The 18,350-nt window shown below is 69.9% G+C and carries 12 protein-coding genes; 8 read left to right on the plus strand and 4 right to left on the minus strand.

Features of this window, described 5'->3' with window-relative positions:
- The first annotated feature begins 76 nt into the window (after window positions 1-76).
- The 4 genes from FB557_RS02410 (at window position 77) to FB557_RS02425 (ending at window position 3,842) form a co-directional block, all read left to right on the plus strand.
- A complete protein-coding gene (locus FB557_RS02410; protein ID WP_144855301.1) occupies window positions 77-337 on the plus strand; it encodes a hypothetical protein in 261 nt (86 codons plus the stop codon).
- Between the two features lie 129 nt (window positions 338-466).
- Window positions 467-2,074: an amidophosphoribosyltransferase gene (gene purF / locus FB557_RS02415; RefSeq protein ID WP_211356460.1), complete on the plus strand. Its 1,608-nt coding sequence runs from the start codon at window positions 467-469 to the stop codon at window positions 2,072-2,074.
- Between the two features lie 44 nt (window positions 2,075-2,118).
- Window positions 2,119-3,225: a phosphoribosylformylglycinamidine cyclo-ligase gene (gene purM, locus FB557_RS02420; RefSeq protein ID WP_144855305.1), complete on the plus strand. Its 1,107-nt coding sequence runs from the start codon at window positions 2,119-2,121 to the stop codon at window positions 3,223-3,225.
- A complete protein-coding gene (locus tag FB557_RS02425; RefSeq protein WP_144855307.1) occupies window positions 3,222-3,842 on the plus strand; it encodes a response regulator transcription factor in 621 nt (206 codons plus the stop codon). The genes purM and FB557_RS02425 overlap by 4 nt, the downstream gene beginning before the upstream one ends.
- 49 nt (window positions 3,843-3,891) lie before the next feature.
- Here the strand turns inward: FB557_RS02425 and FB557_RS02430 are convergent, their stop codons facing one another.
- From FB557_RS02430 to FB557_RS02440, 3 genes are all read right to left on the minus strand, one after another.
- On the minus strand, window positions 3,892-4,083 hold the full coding sequence (locus FB557_RS02430; RefSeq protein ID WP_144855309.1) for a DUF3073 domain-containing protein: 192 nt from the start codon (window positions 4,081-4,083) through the stop codon (window positions 3,892-3,894).
- A 153-nt stretch (window positions 4,084-4,236) separates the two neighbouring features.
- Entirely contained in the window at window positions 4,237-5,967 is a 1,731-nt protein-coding gene (locus tag FB557_RS14795; protein WP_144855311.1) for an ABC transporter ATP-binding protein, read from the minus strand.
- Complete coding sequence (locus FB557_RS02440; RefSeq protein ID WP_144855313.1) at window positions 5,960-6,835, minus strand: ABC transporter permease; 876 nt, start codon at window positions 6,833-6,835, stop codon at window positions 5,960-5,962. Before FB557_RS02440 ends, FB557_RS14795 begins: the two co-directional genes overlap by 8 nt.
- A gap of 149 nt (window positions 6,836-6,984) precedes the next feature.
- On the opposite strand from FB557_RS02440, the gene FB557_RS02445 reads away from it, so the two are divergent.
- The 4 genes from FB557_RS02445 to FB557_RS02460 all read left to right on the plus strand — a co-directional run bounded on the left by FB557_RS02445 (window position 6,985) and on the right by FB557_RS02460 (window position 14,926).
- Window positions 6,985-9,510: a glycosyltransferase gene (locus FB557_RS02445; protein ID WP_144855315.1), complete on the plus strand. Its 2,526-nt coding sequence runs from the start codon at window positions 6,985-6,987 to the stop codon at window positions 9,508-9,510.
- Window positions 9,507-10,322, plus strand: coding sequence for a CDP-alcohol phosphatidyltransferase family protein (locus tag FB557_RS02450; RefSeq protein ID WP_144855317.1), 816 nt, complete (start codon window positions 9,507-9,509; stop codon window positions 10,320-10,322). Before FB557_RS02445 ends, FB557_RS02450 begins: the two co-directional genes overlap by 4 nt.
- Window positions 10,323-10,919: 597 nt before the next feature.
- Window positions 10,920-12,671: a glycosyltransferase gene (locus tag FB557_RS02455; RefSeq protein WP_170236153.1), complete on the plus strand. Its 1,752-nt coding sequence runs from the start codon at window positions 10,920-10,922 to the stop codon at window positions 12,669-12,671.
- 77 nt (window positions 12,672-12,748) lie between these two features.
- Window positions 12,749-14,926: an acyltransferase family protein gene (locus tag FB557_RS02460; RefSeq protein ID WP_144855321.1), complete on the plus strand. Its 2,178-nt coding sequence runs from the start codon at window positions 12,749-12,751 to the stop codon at window positions 14,924-14,926.
- Here the strand turns inward: FB557_RS02460 and FB557_RS02465 are convergent.
- Window positions 14,889-18,347 (minus strand): CDP-glycerol glycerophosphotransferase family protein, encoded by a 3,459-nt coding sequence (locus FB557_RS02465; RefSeq protein ID WP_246074337.1) that lies wholly within the window; start codon window positions 18,345-18,347, stop codon window positions 14,889-14,891. The genes FB557_RS02460 and FB557_RS02465 overlap by 38 nt on opposite strands.
- Window positions 18,348-18,350 lie beyond the last annotated feature (3 nt).

Below are 18,350 nucleotides of genomic sequence, written 5' to 3' on the forward strand. Positions count from 1 at the left end.
GGCGGTCGGGGGGCGGGTCCGGTGCGCCCGCTCCGTGAGTCTTCTCGACGCTACCCCCGGGTGAGACGATGGTGGGGTGAGCGACCCCCAGACCCGGCAGACCCCCCTTCGCCGTCGCCGCGCACCGCGCCCCTGGCGGTGGATCGCGACCGGCGCCATCCTCGGCTTCGCGCTCCTCGGCGGCTGGGCGCTCTTCACCCCGAACAAGGACACCGCGACCGGCGCGGCCTACACCGCCACGACGACTGTCGGCTTCATGGGCATCTTCGGTGCCTTCCTCGGGGCGCTCGTCGCGGCCTTCGTCCTCGCCCTGGTGGTGGGGCGGAACCGCGACTGACGCCCGCCCCCCCTTCGCCCCGCCCCTCGGGTAGAGGTAGGTCTGGGGTCTCCCCCCGGGCGCGTATACCTCGAGCCAGCGGGGCGAAGGGGGACGGGGGACCTGGACCGCTGTGGGAGGATGAGCCCCGTGCCACGCGGAGACGGACAGCTCTCGCACGAGCTCGACCCCACGGACAAGGCCCCCCAGGACGCCTGCGGTGTCTTCGGGGTGTGGGCGCCGGGCGAGGAGGTCGCCAAGCTGACCTACTACGGGCTCTACGCGATCCAGCACCGCGGCCAGGAGTCGGCCGGCATCGCCACCTCCGACGGCGACAGCATCCTCGTCTACAAGGACATGGGCCTGGTCAGCCAGGTCTTCGACGAGCGGGCGCTGAGCGTGCTGCGCGGCCACCTCGCCGTCGGCCACTGCCGCTACTCGACCACCGGCGGCTCGACCTGGGAGAACGCCCAGCCGACCCTCGGCGGCCACGACGACGGCACGGTGGCGCTCGCGCACAACGGCAACCTCATCAACTCCGCCGAGCTGCGCGACCTCGTGCAGGAGCGGCTGGAGGCGAAGGGGGAGAGCCAGCCGGACGGGACGTGGCGCTCGGCCCAGCCCAAGGGTGAGCTGCGCTACGGCAACACCACCGACACCGCCCTGGTCACCGCGCTCCTCGCCGACAACCCCGACACCTCGCTCGAGGCCGCCGCGCTGGAGGTGCTGCCGCGCTGCCGCGGCGCCTTCTGCTTCGTCTTCATGGACGAGCGCACCCTCTACGCCGCCCGCGACCCGCAGGGTCTGCGCCCGCTCGTTCTCGGCCGCCTCGAGCGCGGCTGGGTGGTCGCCTCGGAGACCGCGGCGCTCGACATCGTCGGCGCGTCCTTCGTCCGCGAGGTCGAGCCCGGCGAGCTGATCGCCATCGACGAGGAGGGCGTGCGCAGTCACCGCTTCGCCGAGGCCGCGCCGAAGGGCTGCGTCTTCGAGTACGTCTACCTCGCCCGGCCGGACACCTCGATCAACGGGCGCGTCGTCCACGAGGCGCGGGTCGAGATGGGACGCGCGCTCGCCCGCGAGCACCCGGTCGAGGCCGACCTCGTCATCCCCACCCCGGAGTCGGGCACGCCGGCGGCGATCGGCTACGCCCAGGAGTCGGGCATCCCCTACGGCCAGGGCTTGGTGAAGAACGCCTACGTCGGGCGGACCTTCATCCAGCCGAGCCAGACGATCCGCCAGCTCGGCATCCGGCTCAAGCTCAACCCGCTCAAGGAGGTCATCAAGGGCAAGCGCCTCGTCGTCGTCGACGACTCGATCGTGCGCGGCAACACCCAGCGTGCCCTGGTGCGGATGCTCCGCGAGGCGGGCGCGGCGGAGGTGCACGTGCGGATCTCGAGCCCGCCGGTGCGCTGGCCCTGCTTCTTCGGCATCGACTTCGCCACCCGGGCCGAGCTCATCGCGACCGGCGCCGGCCCGGCCGAGATCTGCTCGGTGATCGGCGCCGACAGCCTGGGCTACATCAGCGAGGACGGGATGATCGAGGCGAGCGGCCAGCCGCGCGAGCAGCTCTGCCACGCCTGCTTCTCGGGGGAGTACCCGATCGAGCTGCCCGCCGAGGACCGCCTCGGCAAGGGCGTGCTCGAGCTGCAGCTCGGCATCGACGACGACGCCGACGTCACCGAGGTGGGCACCCTCGACGTCGAGCGGGTCGCGGCCACGGCGAGCGCCGGTGGCGCCGACGCCGTGCACCGTCCGTGACCGCGCCTGCGGGCGGTGACGGGGCACGGTCTACCCTGTCCGGCGTGAGCGAGCCCTTCACCTACGCAGCCTCCGGGGTCGACGTCGAGGCCGGTGACCGGGCCGTGGAGCTGATGAAGGAGTCGGTGCGCCGGGCGCAGCGGCCAGAGGTGCTCGGCGGGCTCGGCGGATTCGCCGGGATGTTCGACGCCTCCGCGCTGGTGGGGATGCGCTCCCCGGTCCTTGCGACGAGTACCGACGGGGTCGGCACCAAGGTCGCGGTCGCCCAGGCGATGGACGTGCACGACACGATCGGGCAGGACCTCGTCGCGATGGTCGTCGACGACATCGTCGTGTGCGGCGCGGAGCCGCTCTTCATGACCGACTACATCGCGACCGGGTCGGTGGTGCCCGAGCGGGTGGCGGCGATCGTCAGCGGCATCGCGAAGGGGTGCGAGCTGGCCCGGGTCGCCCTCGTCGGCGGCGAGACCGCCGAGCACCCGGGCCTGCTGGAGCCCGACGAGTACGACGTGGCGGGTGCCGCGACGGGAGTTGTCGAGCGCGACGAGGTGATCGGGGCGCACGCGGTGCTCCCCGGCGACGTCGTCATCGGCGTCGGGTCCTCCGGCCTGCACTCCAACGGCTACTCCCTCGTGCGCGGTGTGCTCGACCGTGCCGGCTGGGGGTACGAGCGGGATGTCCCAGAGCTGGGCCGCACGCTCGGGGAGGAGCTGCTCGAGCCGACCCGCATCTACACCCTCGACCTGCTCGACCTCATCCGCTCCGACGTCGACGTGCACGGCCTGAGCCACGTGACCGGCGGCGGGCTGGCCGCCAACCTCGCCCGCGTGCTCCCGGCGGGCACGGTGGCCCGGGTGGACCGCTCGACGTGGAGCCCTGCGCCGATCTTCGGGATCGTCGCCGAGCTGGGCCGAGTGCCGCGCCCCGACCTGGAGCGCACGCTGAACATGGGGGTCGGCTTCGTCGTCGTCGTGCCGGCCGCACAGGCCGATGCGGCGGTCGCGCACCTGACGGGTCGGGGTCTGTTGGCGTGGGTGCTGGGGGAGGTCGAGGTGAGGGAGTCCGCGCGGCTCGACCCGGGCGTCGAGGTGGTCCAGGGGGCGAAGGGGGTCGACGGCGGGGGAGTGCAGGTCGTCGGGGAGCATCGGTGACCATCCGAGTGGTCGTCGCCGACCCCGACCCGTGCTCGCGTCGCGGCTGGATCGCGCTGCTCGAGGCGGAGAAGGGCATCGAGCCGATCGGGGTCGGCGATGTGGGCGACGTGCTGGAGCGGTCGGGCGAGGCGTCGTGCGCGATGCTCGTGCGAGACCCCGCGACCGACCTGCCCCACGAGCTGATCGGCACGCTGAAGACTGACTTCTCGGTGCCGACCCTCGTCGTGATCTGCGAGTCGGACCCGTCGCATGCGGCCGAGGCGCTCGACGCCGGAGCGGCCGGTGTGCTCGTCGCCGACGCCACCCCGACGCAGGTCGTCGACGCCGTCCGCGCCGCTTGCGCCGGCCGGAGCGTCGAGGGAGACACCGGGCTCATCCCGGTGACCGGGCCGTTGGTGGCGACCAGGGCGCACGAGGCGAGTCCCCTGACCGAGCGCGAGCTGCAGATCCTCGCGCTCGCCGACGAAGGACTGACCAACCCGCAGATCGCAGGGCGGACCTACCTCAGCCTCTCGGCGGTGAAGTCGCACCTCACCCACGCCTTCGGGCGGCTCGGGGTGCGTCACCGCGCGGCGGCGATCGCCGAGGCTCGGCGTCGAGGGCTGCTGCCCTGACCTGTCCGGACGAGCGACCGACCCGCTCTGCGCCGGCCGGGGGATCAGATCACCGGTCTCCAGGGGCCCAGCGGTCGTCGTCCTCGTCCTCGTCCCAGCGGGAGTCCTCGGCGGGCCCGTGCTGCTGGCCCGACTGCTGGTGGAGTTCCTGCTCAAGCGCGCGCAGGTCGGTGTCGGGCGAGTAGTACTTCAGCTCGCGGGCAACCTTGGTCTGCTTGGCTTTCGCTCGGCCGCGCCCCATGGCGAGACCCCCTCGTTACGTTAGTGCGGGACGGCAGGCAGCGCGTGAGGTGCTCACGTGCTGGTGCGGTCCCGGATCCTGGTATCTGTCGTGGGCCCCACGGTACATGGTCAACGGCCGGTACGCCCCATCCGGTCTGCCGTCCGAGACCGCTCACACAGCGGGTCGAGAGACGAGCTCGCCGAGCTCGGCGCGCACGGTGGGCGGCAGTGCTGAGACGAGGCCGCAGACGACGATCTCGGAGGGCTGGAGACTGCGCAGGCTCTCGATGACGACCCGGGGCAGCGTGGCGTCGGTGACGACCACCGGGGTACCGGTGACCGCGGAGACCGTCGTGGCGGTGAGGAGCTCCACGACGTTGGGGGCGCTGACGATGACCCGCCCCCCCGGCGCGACGTCCCCCCACAGCCCGGCCGCCAGCGCCATGGGCCCAGGGTCGGTGAGATACGACAGCTCTGCCCCGGTCGATTGCTGGAGCGCCTCGACGACGCTTGCCGGCCACTCCTCGGGGTGCCCGGCCAGCGCGAGTCGCTCAGGTGCCAGTCGTGAGAGTGTCTCGAGGAGCCGAGCATCGACGCGAGACCCGCCGATGGCGACATGGGCCCTCTCCTGCCGCGCCGCGACGAGGGAGAGCACTGTCTCCCGCGGGGCATTTGCAGCGCGAGTGACATAGATGACTGAGGTGTCCGCTGGCGGGAAGGCCTCGAGGAGGTCGGCGGCGGTCCCGCCGAGGTCACGGCTCTCAAGGTGCTCACCTGTCGTGGAGACGACCTGGCCGATCTGGTGGTCGAGGTCCGACGGGGCCTCACGCTCACCGGAGACGACGACCACACGGCGGGGGGCGAGCCGGTCGAGCTCGGCGAGAGACGATGGGGGGAGCCCGTTGGCGTTCATCCAGAGGATCGGCCAGCCTGCTCGGGCCGCGATCGGGGTGACCATCCTCGCCGTCGCTACCGCGTTGACGCTCACGACGAAGCAACCCTCGACGCCGGGTTCCCAGGTCTCGCGTCCGGCGGATCGGGCAATCTGGATGCGGTTCTCGCCAGACCACCGGCGCGTCCCAGGAACCTCAGACTCGGCGACGGGCACCTTCTTCGCCGGCTTTGGTTTCTTCGGGAGGGTCGCCTCGTAGGCCTGCATGACCTCTTCGGTAGGTCCGTCCATGATGAGGCGACCCCGGTTCATCCACAGCACCCGGTCGCAGATCTGCCGGACGGTGGAGTTGGAGTGCGAGACGAGGAAGACGGTGCCCGCCGCCCGCCGGATCTCGGCGATCCGCTTGGCGCTGCGCTGGCGGAAGGCGGCGTCGCCGGTGGCCAGGGCCTCGTCGATCATCAGTACATCCGGGGTGGCGGCGGTCGAGATCGCGAAGCGGAGCCTGGCGCCCATCCCCGAGGAGTAGGTGCTCATCGGCAGGTAGACCGCATCGCCGATCCCGGAGAACTCGACGATGTCGTCGAACTTCGCGTCGATCTCGGCCTTGCTCAGCCCGAGGGCCTGACCCCCGACGTAGATGTTCCGCTTGCCGCTCAGCTTGTTGATGAGCACGGCGTTGACCCCGAGCAGGGCGGGCTCGCCGGAGACCCACAGCCGCCCCTTCGACGGCGGGATCAGGCCGGCGACGGCCCGTAGCAGGGTCGACTTGCCCGAGCCGTTGTGCCCGACGACCCCGATGGACTCACCGTGCCGGGCGACGAAGCTCACGCCCTTGACCGCGTGGACCTCGCGGATCCGCTCGGTCCCCTCCTTGCGCAGGAGACGGCGAAGGGGGCCGGCGCCCTCCTTGTCCTCGGGCGTCCCTCGGCGGTCACCGCCGAGGACCTTGTAGGTGATGCTCAGGTCGTGCACGACGACCGTCGGGGTGCGCTCGCTCTGCTCAGCCAAGGCCGTACCTCGCCTCTGCGCGCCAGAAGATGATCAGGCCCAGCCCACCGACGCCTAGCGCCCAGGCGGTCATCACCAGCCAGTCGGTGAGCGCCAGCGGGGTGCCCTCGAGCAGCGCCTGCCGCCCCGTGGTGAGCATGAGGGCGAAGGGTTGCTTGGTGAGGACCTCCTGGATGATGACCGGTGCTCCCTGCACGTAGTGCGCGATGGGGAAGAACACCCCGGAGATGTAGCGCAGCAGCCGGACGATGACCGGCACGAGGTTGGCCAGGTCGGGGGAGGCGTTGACCAGCCGCGCGGTGATGAAGGTGAAGCCGAGCAGGGTGACCCCCTGCAGCGCTACCGCGACGGGGAAGAGCAGCCACTTCAGCTGCGGGCTCTCACCGGTCGCGATCATGAGGACCAGGAGCAGGGCGAAGCCGGGGATCGAGGCGAGTAGCTCGGTGAGCGTCACCGACATGGGCAGGATCGCCCGGGGGAAGTGCAGGGTCCTCACCATGCTCATCCGGCCGAGGATGGCGCGCGCCCCGCGGGTGACCGCCGCCGAGGTGAAGGTGAACATCACGACGCCGATGCTGAGGAAGGCGACGAAGTTCTCGACCCCGCCGCGGGTGCGTAGCAGGAGGCCGAAGATGAGGTAGTAGCTGCCGATGAGCAGGGCCGGGTTGAGCACCGCCCAGAGCTGGCCGAGCCGGTTGGTCTCGTTCTCGGCCCGTGACTCGGCCGAGGCGAGGGTCCACAGGAAGGAGCGTCGCTCCCAGAGGTCGCGGAGGTAGCGGCCCAGCGGGGGGCGCTCGCTCAGGGCCCGTAGGCCGTGCCGGGCTGCCAGGGCCTGCGCGTCCTCGGCGCTCGTCGCGACGTCAGCCACACTCGTCCCTTCTCGGTCGACTCCCGCGGACGCCACAGGGGGCGGGCGGGTCCAGGCCGCTCGCGACCCGCGGTGATCATACCGACCGGGTAGCCGGCGGCCTCGCGCCTAGACTGGCGCGCCGGGAGACGGGCGGACAGGAGAAGCGCATGGCGGGCCTGGGACGGGCGGTCGGGCTGCTGGCTCGCGCCCGCCGCGTGCCGCGGGCGCAGTGGGTGGCCCACTGGCGGTCCCGACCGGTGCGGCGCGACGTCGTCTTCTACCAGTCCGGCTTCGGGGCGGGCCTGACCGGCCACCCGAACGCCATCTTCGAGCGGCTCCTCGCCGAGCCCGACCAGGCCCACCTGCACCACGTGTGGGTGGTCGCCGACGCCGAGCGGCGCCGCCGCGCCCGCGAGCACCTGCTCTCGCGTGGGGTTAGCGCGCAGCAGGTGAGCGTGATCGGGTACCGCACGCCGTCCTACTTCCGCCACCTGGCAACCGCGGGTTACCTCGTCGCCGATGCCACCTTCCCCGCGGAGATGGGCAAGCGGCCCGGGCAGGTCTACCTCAACACCTGGCACGGCACGCCGCTGAAGTCGATGGGCTACGACACCCCGGGCGGCGCGCTGGAGTCGGCGAACGTGCTGCGCACCTTCCTCGCGGCCGACTACCTCCTCTCCTCCGGTCCGTACATGACCGACACGATGTACCGCCGCGCCTACCGGCTGGAGGGTCTGGCGCCGGGGTCGGTGCTCGAGGTCGGCTCACCGCGCACCGATGTGCAGACCGCAGCGGACGAGGCGGAGCGCGAGCGGGTGCGTACCCGGCTGCGCGGGCTCGGGGTGAGGATCGAGGCTGGCCGGCCGGTGCTGCTTCTCGCACCGACCTGGCGGGGTGAGCGCTTCGCCGACCCGCGCCTCGGTGCCGACCTGGCACCCCTTGTCGCGACGCTCCGTGAGCGCCTGCCGGGCTGGCAGGTCCTGCTCAAGCCGCACCCAGCGGTGGCCGAGCGGGCCGGCGCCGATCCCACCTTCGCCGGTGCCGTCGTCCCCGCCGAGGTGCCGGCCAACGAGGTCCTCACGATCGCCGACCACCTCGTCACCGACTACTCGAGCATCCTCTTCGACGCCCTCGCCGACCCGCACCTCGATCTGACCTTCTGGGTGCCGGACCAGGACGACTACGAGAGCTCGCGCCCCCTCTACCTGCCAGTGGAGGAGCTGCCGGGCCGGGTCTGCCGAACCGTCGAGGAGGTGGTTGACGACGTGGCCGAAGGGGGGATCGCCGGCCCGCAGCGGACCGACTTCGCCGCGCGCTACGCCCCCTTCGACGACGGTGACGCGACGGCCCGGGTGGTCGACGTGGTCTGGCGCGGGCGGTCTCCCGAGGTCGGTCGGGTGGTGCCGCTGGCACCGGCGGAGGGCGAAGGGGGCAAGCCGCGCCTGATGATCCATGCGGGGTCGTTGCAGCGCAACGGGGTGACCTCGGCTCTCATCGCGCTGCTCGGCGGGCTGGACCTCGACCGGCTCGACGTGACGGTGACCTGGGGTCCGGCAAGGGCCGCGGACCCGGCGGGCTTCGTCGCCGCGATCGACCCGCGGGTGCGCCTGCTGCCGCGTGTCGGCGGGATCAACGGGCACCGCCCGGTGGTGTGGTCGCGGCATCTGCTGGAGCGGCTCGGGCCGGACAGTCGCCGGGTGCCGATGGCGGCGCTGGTGGCCTTGCTCCGGGAGGAGTGGGTGCGGTGCTACGCCACGACCCGCTTCGACCACGTCATCGACTTCGGCGGGTACTCCCCGTACTGGGCGCTGCTCATGTCGCGCGGGGTGGCGCCCGGGCCGGTGCGCACCCACGCGATCTGGCTGCACAACGACCTGGCCGCGGAGGTCGCGAGCGCCGCACGGCACGGCGGGCGGCGGGCCCGGCACCTCCGGCAGGTCTTCGGGCTGTACCGCCGCTTCGACCGGCTCGTCTCGGTATCGGAGCCGCTCTCCCGGGTCAACGAGCGGTCCTTCGCCGCGATCTGCGGGGAGGCGTCCTTCCGCTACGCCCGCAACCTCGTCGATGCCGAGCGGGTGCGGCGGCTGGCCGGTGAGCCGCTCGAGCAGCTTGGGCTGTCGCAGGAGGTGCTGTCTGCGCTGCAGGACCCCGCGCGGCCGACCATCGTCACCGCCGGTCGGCTGACCCGGGAGAAGCACCAGGCGAGGCTCATCCGTGCGGCCGCACGGACCAAGGCGACGGGTCGCCCCTTCGCCGTGGTCGTCATGGGCGACGGTCCGCTGGCGTCCGACCTGGCCGACCTCGTCGAGCAGCTCGGGCTGACCGGCGCCGTGCACCTGACCGGGCACCTGAGCAACCCCTTCCCTGTGGTCGCGGCGGCGGACTGCTTCGCCCTGACCAGCGAGCACGAAGGGCTGCCGATGGTCATCCTCGAGGCGCTCGCCCTGGGCACCCCCGTGCTCACCACCGCCTTCTCCTCCGTCGAGGGCGTCGTCCCTCCGGGCTGCGGGGTCGTCGTCGGCAACGACGACGAGGAGGTGGCCCGTGCGATGATTGAGCTGGTCTCGAGCCGGCCCGCCTTCGGCACCTTCGACGTGGCGGCGTACAACGACACGGCGCTGCGGGAGTTCGCAGAGGCGATCGGCCTGGACGAGACCGACCGACCCGGTCCACCACCCTCAGGACGCCCGTGACCCAGCCTGCCCCCCGTACCAACCACCCCTCCATCGAGGAGCTGCGCGCGGTCGCCCAGCCGCCGTCGGTCGTCGGCCGGCGCAACTCGGAGCACTGGGCTGGGACCCTGTACCTGCGACGGATGTCGCTGTACTTCACCCGGATGATCCTGCCCACCGGCATCTCCGCGAACGGCGTGACCTGGCTGATGATCGTCGTCGGGGCGATCGGGGCCGCCGTCCTCATGATCCCGACCTGGTGGGCGGTGCTGGCCTGCGCGGTGCTCATGCAGGTGCAGATCCTCATCGACTGCTCCGACGGCGAGGTCGCCCGCTGGCGCGGCACGTCCTCCCCGATGGGGGTGTACCTGGACCGGGTGGGCCACTACGTCACCGAGGCCGCGCTGCCGATCGCGCTCGGGGTCCACGTCGACGGCGGGCTCGGCTCGGTCGGCGGCTGGACCACCCTCGGCGCGCTCACCGGCTGCCTCGTGCTGCTGAAGAAGTCGTTCGGGGACCTCGTCTTCGTTGCCCGCCTCTACGCGGGGCTGCCGAAGCCGCAGGAGAGCGCCGAGGTCGCCGCCTCGCGCTCTTCCGGTCTGCGCTCGGCGCGCAGCGCCCTGCGCTTCTTCCCCTTCTTCCGCGCCTTCGTGGCGATCGAGTACTCGCTCCTCACCCTCGCGGCCGCGACCCTCGACGTCGTCCTCGACGCAGCCGGCGTCACCGACGCCGGGGCGGTCCTGCGCGGGTGGGCCCTGCTCTCGTTGCCGCTCGCGCTCGCCACCGCCGGCGGGTTCCTGCTGATGATCGTGACGTCTCGACGCTTCGAGTAGATCGTGGGCACCATGCGATGCGCTTGAATGGTTATCTCGGTACGGCCGACGCGACCATGCAGCTCTCGATGAGAGGGAGACAGTGAAGGCACAGGTAGTTCTGGACGCGCTCCACCTTCTGCCCGATGGGCAGATCGAGGTCGAGCTGCGGTTCGTCGCGGCCGCCGATTCGCCGCGACTCACCGACCCGGGCGTGCGCCTGGTCCCGCGTGGGTCATCCGACGAGATGCTGGTCGATGCGCGCATCCTGCGCTCATCGCCGGGAGAATGGGCCGTCGGCTGCACGATTCCGCCTGATGCTCTGGCTGTACTCGAGAGGGGACCTGACCTGGTCGACGTCTACGCTGTGGCATCTCTCGGTGGAGAACTCCTGAGTCGTCGTCTTCGGTGGGCGGGTAGCGGGGAAAGATGGCTGCCCCAGCCCACGCCGTCGCGCAAGCTCTCATGGGCGAGGGTCTCCTCGTGAGAATGCGCAGGCCTCGCGTGCGCCCACGCCGCGCGGACCGCGGTCAGTCGGCCGAGCGGATCTTCATGGTGACCTGGGGAATCGCCGACGACTTCGGAGGCATGACGACGGTGTGCCTTCAGCGTGCTCGCATGTTCAGCGAGCACGCTGATGTCGTGACGCCGGTGCTCACCTTCGAGCCGATCGGCGGGTACCGAAGGACCATGGAGTCGTTGCGGAACTCTGGACACGGTTTCGACCAACTCGAGATCTGGAACGTGTACCACTACTACCGCTCCGCTGACCTCACCCCGCTCCTGGGCGCCGACGAAGTGCTAGAAGCTGCGCCGGAGGTGCCCGAGGAGTGCTCTGTAAGCGAGATCGTCGATGACGACGGCTTGCTTTTCTGCCGAGTCACCAAACTTCCGCAGTCGGACACGGTGATCCTGCGTGAGTACGTGCGACCGGACGGGTCGACGTACCTCGTCGACCAGTCTCCGGTCGACGAGGATGGTCGCAAACTCCGCCGTACCCTGACGATGCTCACCAAGGACGGCCGCATTGCGGGGCGATGGGCCGGGGCCACAAGCCTTTACCACGAATGGCTGCGCACCCTGGCCTCGGGGGGGCCGACGGCCTTGATCATCGACAGCATCTTCACTGCTCGGCTGCTGACGTCATTCGAGGAGCCCAACATCGTCAAGCTGGCGGTTCTGCACAATAGCCACGCCGTCCCTGGCCAGGATCCGCTCTCGGGCTCGCTTTCTCCACGCCAGCGACCCGTATCAGCCAACACCTCTGCTTGGGATGCCGTGGTCTTCCTCACCGATGGGCAACGGGACGACTTCGTGCGCGCCTTCGGTGGCTCCGACAACATGTACGCCATCTCGAACGCGCGCCAGAGAGTTAGTCCCGAACCGGCTTTCGACGGTCGCAGTCGCACCAACGGTGCGATGGCATGCTCGCTCTCCGAGCGGAAGAACGTCGAGGCGGCGATCCGGATCATCCATCGAGCATCGGCGACGGTGCCAGACGTGCACTTGGATGTCTACGGTGGAGGCCCGGAGGAGCAGCGGCTCCGAGACCTCATCGACGAGCTCGGTGCCCATGACCATGTCACCCTTCGTGGTCCAACTCCCCAGGCTTCTCGTGCGTTCGAGTCCGCAGCCTTCTCTCTTCTCACCAGCAGGAAAGAGGGGCAGCCGCTGGTCCTGATGGAGAGTCTGGGCCGTGGATGCCCCCCCGTCGCGTTCGACATCAGGTATGGCCCGAGCTCGCTCATCACGGACGGAGAGAACGGTTTCCTCGTTCAGGAGGGGGACCATGCAGCCGCAGCCGAGAGGATCGTCCAGATCTGCACGGACGAGGCGCTGGCGCGACGCCTCGGGCAGGCTGCGTGGCAAGGGAGCAACGCGTTCGCGGAGCGAGCGGTCCTTGATCGGTGGCTGGCTGCGATCGCGGAGTGCTTCACACGCAAGAACGCTCGCCTGGTCGTCAGGGACCTGACGTTCGACATCACGAGGACAACTTTGTGGGGGTCCGGAGCGGTCGAGGTACTCGGAGATATCACGTGGACTCAGTCATGCGGGCCACCCGCTGTGGAGCTGATCGAGCCATATCTCGCAGTGCGTCGGCGCGCTGTCGGACCGCCGACCTTCCTCCCTGTGAAGGTGCGCGAGCGTCGGCCCGGCCGCCTGTCGGTCGTCATCGCGTTTGCACCCGATGACTGCGCCCCCACGAGTGGGCCGACGGGCAAGTTCCTGGACCTCTCGGTCGGTGTCCGCGCGAACAACCTGCGTCAAGAGATCCGGGTGAGCTTCGGCGCTGGTCGGGAACCCTGGCTGCCGTACTCGACCGCGCACGGATCGGTGAGTATCCAACGTCGACTTCGTGCACCTGCCTGACGACCCGACATCGCTGAGGAAGGTGGGACTAGTCAGACACGACATCGGAGCAAACGGTCGTGCGATTATCATCGGCTATGGGCGCGACGCGGGATGCTGTCGGCGCCAGAGTCGATCACATCGAGGCGTGGCCCGGCTTTCACCCCCTGGAGGACCCGATCTCAACAAGTTCTGAGAGCGCCCGGCCCGCCGACCCCCCACGATCTTCAGAAACCCCGTCTTCTCGGGGGTTTCGGCGCGACATTCAGGGTTTGCGGGCCGTGGCGGTCTCGCTGGTGGTGGTGTTCCACATCTGGCCACAGGTGTTGGCGGGCGGGTATGTGGGGGTCGATGTCTTCTTCGTGATCTCGGGGTTCTTGATCACGTCGCATCTATTGTCGCGGCCGCCGAAGGGGGTCGGTGATCTGGGCGTGTTCTGGGCGCGGCGGGTGCATCGGCTGCTCCCCGCTGCGTTGACGGTGCTGGCGGTGACGGTCGTGGCGACCCGGCTGTTGGCGCCGAGTACGCAGTGGGCGGGGACGGCGAAGGAGATCATCGCGTCGGCGTTCTACGTGCAGAACTGGGTGCTGGCGTCGTCCTCGGTGGACTATCTGGCCGAGGGGGAGGCGCCTAGCCCGGTCCAACATTACTGGTCGCTCTCGATCGAGGAGCAGTTCTACCTGATCTGGCCGATTCTGATCTTGGCTGTCTTTGTCGTCGCTGGGCGGTGTCGCTGGCGTGCGGCAAGTGTCGCGCGGGTGGTCATCGGTGGGATGGTCGCTCTCTCGTTGGGGGTCTCGGTCTGGCAGACGACGGTCTCGCCGGCGAGTGCGTACTTCATCACTCCGACCCGGATGTGGGAGCTGGCGGTCGGTGGTCTGGTTGCGACGGTGGGGAGCATGTCGGGCTCGCCGCGTCTGAGGGCCTTGGCGGTGCCGGTGGCGTGGGTGGGTCTGGGGGCGGTGGTCATCGCCGGGGTGACCTACTCCGGTGATACGCCGTTCCCTGGATACACCGCGTTGCTACCGGTCCTGGGTACGGCGGCGGTGATCTGGGCCGGGACGCAGTCCGCGGCATCGCCGACCGGGGTGCTGCAGGCCCGGCCGGTGCAGTGGCTCGGTGATGTGTCGTACTCGGTGTACCTGTGGCACTGGCCGCTGGTGGTGCTGCTGCCGTATGCCAGCGGTGGCAGTCTGGGGGTCCTGGATCAGGTGGTGATCGTCGTGACCACCCTGGTCCTGGCAGGGTTGACCAAGACCTACGTCGAGGACCGCTACCGTCATCCGCGGCCTGGGGCGCGTCTGCGCCGCAGCTACGCAGCCGCGGCGGCCGGGATGGCAGTCATCGCCGCTGTGGGGACCGTGCAGATCGCCGAGTCCACCTACCGCACGGATCAGGCGGAAGGTGAGCTGGCGAGCGCGCTGGGGAGTGCGGATCCCTGCCTCGGCGCCGGTGCGCTGCGTGAGGGACAGGGCCAATGCACGATCGATCCGGGCGCGACGCTTGTCCCCTCTGTCGACCTGGCAGCCGAAGACAAGTCGGATGCTTACGCCGACGGCTGCTGGACCAATCAGCCGTTCACCGATCGCGCCACGTGCACCTACGGAGACGGCCCCACCCGGATCGCCCTCGTCGGAAATTCCCACGCCGGGCACTGGCTACCCGCGCTGCAGATCATCGCCGAGAAGAACGACTGGGCCATCACCACGTTTCTCGTGTCGCGGTGTGCGGTGACTGATGCCCGGCAGCGGTTCGACACCGAGCAGATGACCCAGAACTGCTACGACTACGGGCAGTGGGTCCAGGAGCAGACCTCTGGGGACACCTTCGACCTCGTCATCACCTCGGAACGACAGTCCGTGCCGGTGCTCGGGACCACCATGGCGACCACCGGCCCGAAGGCCGTCACCGGGTACACCAGCTATCTGCGCGACTGGGCCGCCGGAGGCACGAAGATCCTCGCGATCAAGGACCCGACCTTCCCCGGCATCGACGTCCCCGAATGCCTCGCCGAGAACCCGGGCGACCACAGTCGATGTTCGGCTCCGCGCTCGGAGTGGATCATCGACGATCCGCTGATGGCAGCCGTCGAGATGGTGGACCTGCCGACAGTCACCTCGGTGAGCTTCGACGACTTCGTTTGCGGGCCGACCACCTGCGACGGGGCGATCGGTGGCGTCGTCGCCTACTTCGACAGCTCCCACCTCACGGCCACCTATGTGGCGACGATGGCGCCATTCATGGAGCAGCCGATCCTCGCGGCTCTCGAGGGCTGACCTCCCCTTCGCCTCCCCCCAGGACGGCATCGACGACACGAGCGGCAGCGTGGCCATCGTCGTGGGGCGCGTAGGTCGCGAGGAACTCCTCGATGGTCGGGTCAGCCGACGAGCTTCTGGCCAGCGCCGTGGACAGAGCGGCGACCAGCTCGTCGTCGGTCTGGGTGACCGGCCCGGGCACGGCTGCCTCGTAGTCCAGGTAGAAGCCGCGTAGGTCGTCTCGATATGAGTCGAGGTCGTAGGCGTGGAAGATCATCGGTCGGCGGAGCAGCGCGTAGTCGAAGAACACCGAGGAGTAGTCCGTGACGAGGACGTCGCTCACGAGGTAGAGCTCCTGGATGTCTGGGTAGCGCGAGGCGTCGACGACCCGACCAGCCAGGTGCTCGGGGATCTGCAGCCGGTTTGCGATGAGGACATGCATCCTCAGCAGGAGGACGACGTCGTCAGGGAGGGCTGCGACGACCCTCTCGAGGTCGAACGGAAGGTCGAAGGAGAACCCGCGTCCGCCCTTCGCGTCATCGCGGAAGGTCGGTGCGTAGAGGACTGCTCGGGTGCCCTCGGCCAGCTGAAGGCGCTGGCGCACGGTCTCCCGTGTCGCCTCGCTGTGCGGGGCGACCAGGATGTCGTTGCGCGGATAGCCCAGCTCAAGAACCTCGCCCTCGTAGCGGAACGCGGACCGGAAGGCCCGCGTCGCGTACGGGCTCGGCGACAGCAGCGCCGTCCACTGTGAGATCGCCTGATCGACCCGCTCCACGTAGCCCTCGTCACGGCCGACGACCTCGTCGAGGTCGTGAAGCATCCGCTTGAGCGGCGTGCCGTGCCAGGTCTGGAGGTAGACGCCGTCCCGTCGGCGGCGCACGTAGTGCGGGAAGTTCTGGTTGGTGACCCAGTACCGGGAGCGCCCGAGATGCCAGAAGTAGGCAGGAGAGAGTCGCTTGACGACGACGAGCTCGGGGTCCCAGACCGGGACGGCCCTCTCGTAGACCCAGACCTTCGTCCTCGGGTCGCCGCGGCGGACGAGCTCCTCGTAGATCGCGCGCGGGCTGTCGCTGTACTGCTTCCCGATGCCGCTCTCGAAGAGGACCGCGTCGCGGGCTGGGAGCAGCCGGGCTAGGGCAAGGAGTCGGCGCATCGCGGGGAAGTACCAGCGATGACGTCGCGCTCTGCGGATCAGGAGCGCTCCGAGCTCGCTGCCGGTCACGAGCTCACGTATGGAGCGCTCACGTCGCGCGCTCGTGATCGCGGCGACGACCCTCTCGTTGTTGCCGAGGTCGCGGTGGGTGAGGAAGCGCTGCGCCCGGGTGCGGTAGCGCGGTTCGATCGTCGCGCCGCGCTCCAGGGTTCGCTCGAGCTCGTCAAGGGCGGCGTCGAGGTCGTGCGAGATGGGGCCTGGCAGCTCGGTGGCGAGATCGAGGTGGCTGCCCCAGCGCCCGAGGAAGGGGCGTACGTCGAACTGGAAGTAGATGACCGGCTTGTCGAGGAAGGAGAAGTCGAAGCCAGGGCTGGAGTAGTCGGTGACGAGCACCGCGCTCTCCTTGAGCAGATGCTGCACGTCGACCTCACCCTGCTGGACGACCCGCACTCCCGCAACGTCGAAGTAATCCCTGAACTGCTGCATGTTGGGATGCAGGCAGAGCACGACATGCGCATCGTGGTCGCGCAGCATCTCCGCGAGCCGCGGGCTGGTCAGGAATGCCAGCCACTGCTGGAAGTAGTCGGTCTCGGTGAAGGTGTCGGGGTCCTGCAGCCAGTCCCGCCAGGTGGGCAGGACGAGGATCTGACCCGGCACGGCTGGCGTCTTCCCGTCGAGCAGGGTGTCGAAGCGGGAGAGGCCGGTGACCGCGACCTCATCGGGGCGGTAGCCGAAGTCCTGGACGATGTACTCCGCCTCCCGCTCGGAGGAGACGAGGAAGAGGTCGGTGTGGAAGGACGACACCCGTTTGCCGTAGTTCAGCGCCATCCACTTGGTCCCCATGACCCCGTGCTGGAGGAAGATCGCCGGCGCCTTCATCCGTCGTGCGAATCGGCGGGACCGGGTGGGGTAGAGGAAGTCGGGATGGTGGGTGCTGGCGAGCCGGTCGGCGCGGAAGATGACGTCGATGTGCTCGGGCGAGCGGCGGTCCAGCACGTGGTCGAGCCCGGCGAGGTTGGCGCGCTCTGGGGAGTCGTGGTCGATGACGTAGTAGGCGTCGATCTCGGGGTGGTGCTCGCGAAGGTGCCGGAAGAGGTGCAGCCCGTTGTCCTGGGCCTTCGACGGTCGCTCACCGATCAGCCACACCGGCTTGCCGCCAGGGCGACGGGGCAAAGTCAGTGCCGGCCGTTGCAGCCGGGCGTGCAGTGCGCGGTAGGCCTCGGTGCCGAAGAGCTCGAGGTGGAGCGAGGGGTACTTCGCCTTGAAGGTGTAGTAGGGCGTGACTGCGAGCGTGCGTCCGCCGACGCTTGCCGCCCCGTCGTTCGTGGCAAGACGCACGAGGTAGGGGGTGCGACCGACCCGACCCGTGACGGCTGCCCCGTCGACTGTTGTGGCCTCGATGCGCAGGTCAGCGATGGTGTCGGCGGTGAGCCGGCCCTCGAGGTCCTGCCGGAAGTCGTGGCGCGCACGCCAGGTGTACGCCCGCGATCCGTTCGCACGCAGCGAGCCGAGCGGGTCGAGGGCGACAGTTGCCGGACTCGACGAGCGGTATCCACCGGTGCGTCCGACGAGGGTGAGCCGGACCTGATCGAGCTCCGCGCCCGAGGAGACGATCGTGCCGCTCACCTCGAGATGACCCTCGACGATCCGCAGGCGAGTGACATCGACCCGCATGCTCTGGCGCACGTCGGTATCGATCGCGAGGGAGAGGTGGCCGTTGCGGTTGACGTACGGCGTGACATCGTGCCCCATCGGGGTGTGGACAGGGGCGAAGGTCGGAGGAGGGGTGCGCCGGAACCGGCCCAGCGGCACCCGGTACTCCAGCGTGCCCTCTCCCTCGACGATCTCGGTGGCGAAGCGTGGGGCGCGCTCCCGGTCCTCGCGGACCGAGGTCCACACGCTGGTGCGGGCGCCCGTCTCCGCGGCAGGTGTGGCCTCGGGGTCCGCCGTGGTCGGAGCGTCCACCGTGGGCTCCTCGGCCCGCGCAAGGTCCAGCCGGTCCACGACATGCAGGTCGACGACCGCATGGTGGAACAGCACGGCATCCCCGGCCACGACGTGCTCGGTGGTCTCCCAGGTGCCGGCCGGCTGCCACTCGTCGGCGACGAGCAGCCACAGCGTCTCCAGGTGCAGACCTGGGCCGGTCCATGCGCCCACGGTGATCTTGCTCCCCTCCTGCACCATGTCGAGCCGGAGCCGGGAGTAGGGGCCGACCTCCGGCGGCTGGGCAGCGCGCCGGTCACGACGGGCGCGCAGTGCGCGCTGGGCGAGGAGCGGGAGGGAAGGCATGCG

The sequence above is a fragment of the Marihabitans asiaticum genome (genome assembly GCF_007828725.1).
Lineage (GTDB): Bacteria > Actinomycetota > Actinomycetes > Actinomycetales > Dermatophilaceae > Marihabitans > Marihabitans asiaticum.

Coding starts and splice junctions, on each gene's coding strand:
- FB557_RS02430 (WP_144855309.1), bottom strand. CDS start 4,083: ATGGGGCGCGGCCGAGCGAAAGCCAAGCAGACCAAGGTTGCCCGCGAG.
- FB557_RS02445 (WP_144855315.1), top strand. CDS start 6,985: ATGGCGGGCCTGGGACGGGCGGTCGGGCTGCTGGCTCGCGCCCGCCGC.
- FB557_RS02455 (WP_170236153.1), top strand. CDS start 10,920: ATGTTCAGCGAGCACGCTGATGTCGTGACGCCGGTGCTCACCTTCGAG.
- FB557_RS02460 (WP_144855321.1), top strand. CDS start 12,749: ATGGGCGCGACGCGGGATGCTGTCGGCGCCAGAGTCGATCACATCGAG.
- FB557_RS02465 (WP_246074337.1), bottom strand. CDS start 18,347: ATGCCTTCCCTCCCGCTCCTCGCCCAGCGCGCACTGCGCGCCCGTCGT.